The sequence below is a fragment of the Aliterella sp. E5.1 genome, assembly GCF_057473825.1.
The window spans coordinates 1-3713 of the sequence record NZ_JBYCCV010000188.1; the positions used below are offsets into that span (position 1 = coordinate 1).

At 45.6% G+C, this 3713-nt stretch carries 2 protein-coding genes; one reads left to right on the forward strand and one right to left on the reverse strand.

What is annotated here, in order from left to right; genetic code table 11:
* Nucleotides 1-13 precede the first annotated feature (13 nt).
* Entirely contained in the window at nt 14-268 is a 255-nt protein-coding gene (locus tag AC2VE5_RS24620) for a hypothetical protein (RefSeq protein ID WP_486890246.1), read from the reverse strand.
* Nucleotides 269-611: 343 nt separating this feature from the next.
* Between AC2VE5_RS24620 and AC2VE5_RS24625 the strand changes: the two genes are divergently transcribed.
* A partial coding sequence (locus tag AC2VE5_RS24625) for a GAF domain-containing protein (protein WP_486890247.1) occupies nt 612-3713 on the forward strand: 3102 nt, incomplete at its 3' end.

Below are 3713 nucleotides of genomic sequence, written 5' to 3' on the forward strand. Positions count from 1 at the left end.
TTGCTCAAGGGGGTTAGCAATCTGTCATTAGCGACTTTTCTACATGATACTGAACAAGCAGCCCGTATTCTTCAATTTCATGACCATAATCTGCTACGATTTGGTAGCGCTTTTGGATATTCTTGCCCAATTCCTTTATTGCCTGACCACGTTTTATTGCCATTAATGCGTGTTTTTTTACTTTATATGCTTTAGCCTTTAAATCTGTATACATAATGAGCCATTTAAAGTTTGCACGAGCAAGCTGGCTGGTAAGAGAAGTTAGCATTTAAGCTTATTTATTCAAGATAAATTCTTGTGTTGTTGTATCCTTACATTAACTACAACTGTTAATGCTACCTTTTACTAAAAGGGAGAGCCAATATAAATAAAAGTTAGTATATTTGTATACGAGTATCAGTTCAAAAGGAACGTGAAATGGGCAAAGTAATTCACTCAATGGACTACCAGCAGCAAGTGTTCGCCGCCGGATTTAACCAAGATTTTGCCTAGCCTGTTGAGCCAGAATAACTAATAAAAATCGTTATCCAATTAACATAACACTTGACCTGAAGCAAACACGCTTTACGCATTCTCTTAAAGCCTCAAGTTAATGTATTTGACCAAATCTCATGACTGACCCGTCTAAAGTGATAGCTCCTGCCCCAATACCTGTAAATGAAATCGAGCGCTTGGCGGCTCTACGTCGATACAATATTCTCGACACTCCTCCTGAAGCGGCATTTGACCGGATTACTTCATTGGCAGCACGGCTGTTTGAGATGCCAACTGTCTTAGTTTCACTGTTAGATGAATCTAGAGCTTGGTTTAAGTCCTACTATGGGTTTGACCAGCAACAAGTGCATCGGGACGCGAGTATTTGCAGCTTTGCCGTATTATCTGATGATGTGTTGGTGGTTCCTGATACTCGGCAAGACGTTCGCTTCGCTTGCAATCAATTCGTGCAAAACGAACCAGGGCTACGCTTCTACGCAGGTGCGCCGTTGTTAACCTCAGACGGATTTAACTTAGGGACACTATGTTTGTTAGATAGTAAGCCCCGCAATTCCTTAACCTCTGAACAGCAAGCAACCCTAGCAGATCTAGCGGCGATGGTTGTGGATGAACTAGAGCTAAGATTGGCGGCGCGGAAAATTGCTCAGGTCGATGAAGCCTTATTAACAGTAAGCCAAGGTGTTTCAGGGGCAACTGGCGAAGCATTTTTCTCGGCATTAGTGCAATACCTAGCGAAAACTTTGGGGATGGATTACACCTATATTGGTTTATTGAAGGGAGATAACTCGGAACTTATAAAAACTATTGCTGCCTGCGCTCAAGGTCAAATCATCGACAACTTTGAATACTTGCTGCAAGATACTCCCTGCCGAGAGATAATCCGACAACGAAAGCTATGCTGCTACTCAAGCGGCGTTCAAGCTCTGTTTCCCAATGCGCCACTATTGTCACCCTTGAACGTAGAAAGCTATCTAGCAATTCCATTTTTTGACTCTAGAGGAATTCCACTAGGATTACTGGGCGTAATGGGTCAAAAACCTTTAGAGAATGTACAGCTTGCAGAATCTCTGCTAACGATCTTTGCCTTACGAATCGCTACTGAATTGGAGCGGCAGCAAACGGAGTTATCAAGGCAACAGATACAGAGTGATTTGGAGCAGTTGGTAAAGCAGCGGACGGTTGAATTATCTAAAACTAACGAATTACTCCATCTAGAAATTACAGAGCGGCAGCAAACCGAGGCAGCCCTTGAACAAAAACAGGAATTCCTCAAGGTATTGCTAGATAACGTGCAAGCAGGCATTGTCGCGTGTAATGCCGAGGGCATTTTAACCCTGTTTAATCAGGCAGCACGCAAATTTCACGGATTGCCAGAACAACCCCTACCACCAGAGCAATGGGCTGAACGCTATAACCTGTATCTGCCGGATGGAAAAACACCAATGCCCAAAGCGGAGATTCCATTGTTTCGAGCGTTACAGGAGCAGGTGGTTGATGTTGAGATGGTAATTGTACCTAAGCAAGGCATGGCGCGGACGCTGTTAGCCAGCGGGCAGGCAATCGTCGATACCCAGGGCAAAAAGCGAGGCGCAGCCGTTGTCATGCACGACATTACTGAACGTAAACAAGCCGAAACAGAGCTACTGATTTCAGATACCACTTTGGAGCAAATGCCCGATGCCATTTTGTTAACTGATCTGGAAGGCAAAATTCAACGCTGGCTGGGCAACGCCGAGCAGATTTTTGGCTACAAGGCAGCCGAGGCGATCGGCAAACCTGTCAACTTTCTCCACGATCCAGGTATAAAAGCGACGATGACTACCCAAATAATTCAGTCCCTCCAGGAGACTGGAGCGTTCTATGGTGAGATTTCCTGTCAGCGAAAAGATGGAACAGCAGTGCCAATCGAAACAACAGCCAAAACGGTGTATGACAAAGCTGGAAATCCTATCTTTTTTATTGGCATTAACAAAGATATTACAGAGCGCAAACAGGCAGAAGCTGAGCGTATTGAGTTGATTCGAGAGCAAACTGCTCGTTTAGAAGCAGAAGCTGACCAGCAGCGTGCTACGTTTTTAGTAGAAGTTACAACGGTGCTAGCATCTTCGCTGGAATACGAACGCACTTTAGCAAGTGTTGCTAATTTGGTAGTGCCGTTCCTTGCCGACTGGTGTGCTGTAGATCTTTTAACAGCAAACCAATTCATCCATCGGGTCGCTGTGACTCACCGCGATCCTGAGAAGGTAAAGTTAGGTTGGGAACTCCACAAACGTTATCCCACAAAACTTGATGACGCTGAGGGAATATCAAAAGTTTTACGCACAGGGCAAACAGAAATAGCAACGGAAATTTCCGATGCAGTACTCGTGGCATCTGCTCAGGATGCTAAACATCTGCAAATTTTACGCGAATTAGGCTTAAACTCTTATATTATCTCTCCTCTAATTGTTCGCGGGCAGATTTTGGGGACAATTACGTTGGTGACGGCTGAATCAAATCGTCATTACACCAAAGTTGATTTAGCCCTGGTAGAGGCTATTGCCCATCGTGCTGCGATTGCTATTGATAATGCCCGTCTCTATCAAGAAGCCCAGCAAGCGCAACAAGCAGCAGAGCAGTCAACGGCACGGGTTGCCCGTCTTCAATCTGTAACCGCTGCTCTATCCGTATCGCTTACGCCAACTCAAGTCTCCAAAGTCATTGTTGAGCAAGGGATTGCAGCTTTGGATGCTAGTTTTGCGATCATCGCGTTGCTAAATGAAACTAGCACTGAGTTAGAAGTCGTCCAAGCTGTTGGTTGTGAAATCGACCAAGTTAATGGCTGGCAAAAATTTTCCCTCAATGCCCCCGTGCCATTAGCAGAAGTGGTGCGGACTGGGCAACCATTGTGGGCGGAGTCTTCAGAAGAACGAGCCGTTCGTTATCCTTACCTAGCTGAAAAGTACGAGCGACAAAACTTTGGTTGCTGGATTTCTCTACCCCTGATAGTAGAAGGTCGGGCATTGGGAGGCATATCCTTTGGTTTCACTAAACCCCAACTGCTTGAAGAGGAGGATCGGGCTTTCATTCTATCGCTGGCGCAGCAGTGCGCCCAGGCAATCTCCCGCACTCAGCTTTACCAAGCAGAACAAACCGCCCGCAGTCATGCTGAAGCGGCGAACCGTGTCAAGGATGAATTTTTAGCTGTACTCTCCCACGAGTTGCAGATCGGAAGAGCA